The organism is Bartonella sp. MR168JLCBS (assembly GCF_042194175.1).
The window spans coordinates 1-1,358 of the sequence record NZ_JBHIMP010000093.1; the positions used below are offsets into that span (position 1 = coordinate 1).

The window sequence follows — 1,358 nt, forward strand, 5'->3', positions numbered from 1 at the left end:
GTTCGAATCCCATCGCCCGCTCCATGAGTTGCGTAGTGATCTGCTTTAACAAAAGTCTTCTTCTAGAATGCATTGTGTGTAGTTTTTCGTCAGGTTTTGTACCGATTTATTTTTTCGAAAGAAATTTTTCAAACTTTCAAAGCTTTTTCTTCTTTTTACTGCTAAATTCTGATTTTCGAAGTTTTTTTGCTCTTCCTACTTAAGATAAAACTAAATATTAGACCATAATGCTTCAAAACAATCATTTTTTCGAGAATTGTTCCTTTATCTTTCGTTCCATAATTCACAAAAATGGTGAACCGGACCACGTCCTTTCCCTACTTGCAAAGCACTTGAAGCCGCTAAAGTATTATTGAGATAGTCTTTTGCTCTTTTTACCGCGCAAATTAAAGGCTCTGTCGGCAAAAGTGCTGCAATTGCAGCCGCAATCGTACAGCCTGTACCGTGATCATTGGGGGTTATGAAACGGAAGGCTTCAAGTTTCATAACCTCCTTAGAATCACAATAAAGATCTGGGCTGGACCGATCGTAATTGGCCTCATTTGTATGAGAAAGGCTGTTTAGATGTCCACCTTTTAATAAAACCGCACCACAACCAAGTGCCAAAAGCTGTGGACCATATTGGTACATAGCGTCTAACGACCATCTCACTTCACGTCCCAACAACATAGCTGCCTCAGATAAATTCGGCGTGATCAGAGTTGACAGAGGAACAAGAACATCACGAATAATTTCAATCGCATCAGGCTTTAAAAGAACATCACCACTTTTTGCCACCATAACCGGATCAAAAACAATAAAACGAGCTTTATGGTAAGCTAAACGCTCTGCAATAGTTTGAGCAATTTGAGCATTTGCCACCATACCAATCTTAACGGCATCAACACGAATATCTTCAAAAACCGAATCAATTTGGTCGGCAACAAAAGACGCATCCAATGCATGAAAAGCACGTACACCTTGTGTGTTTTGTGCAACCACAGCCGTAACCACACTCATGCCATAGGCTTTCATTGCTGAAAAAGCCTTCAAATCCGCTTGCATTCCAGCACCACCAGAAGGATCAGTCCCTGCAATAGATAAAATCCGTGGCATAAAAAGAGTGTCTTGGCTAACCTGTAATTTCATCAGTCCCTTTCCTTATGTTTTTAAATATCAAAAAATAAATACCCTAAAAAGTAGATGTTTGAAAAAACATAAAAAAGAGATATTTCTTCACGTAAAGTGGGCTATATACACAGTCTTCTTGTAAATATAAAATGGAAAATATAGTGCTTATCCTTCGTTCCCTTCTTTTTACATTCGCTTTTTATACAACAACTTTCATACAAATGATTCTTTACGCTCCTATCTATTTT

General features: G+C 38.2%; 1 protein-coding gene and 1 pseudogene. One reads left to right on the forward strand and one right to left on the reverse strand.

Annotated features, from left to right (window positions below; translation table 11 throughout):
• Window positions 1–264: 264 nt before the first annotated feature.
• On the reverse strand, window positions 265–1,128 hold the full coding sequence (thiD, locus tag ACFIK8_RS09345; protein WP_375669261.1) for a bifunctional hydroxymethylpyrimidine kinase/phosphomethylpyrimidine kinase: 864 nt from the start codon (window positions 1,126–1,128) through the stop codon (window positions 265–267).
• A gap of 131 nt (window positions 1,129–1,259) precedes the next feature.
• Between thiD and ACFIK8_RS09350 the strand changes: the two are divergent.
• Window positions 1,260–1,358 (forward strand): annotated as a pseudogene (locus ACFIK8_RS09350) (1-acyl-sn-glycerol-3-phosphate acyltransferase); the annotation flags it as partial.

Coding starts and splice junctions, on each gene's coding strand:
- thiD (WP_375669261.1), bottom strand. CDS start 1,128: ATGAAATTACAGGTTAGCCAAGACACTCTTTTTATGCCACGGATTTTA.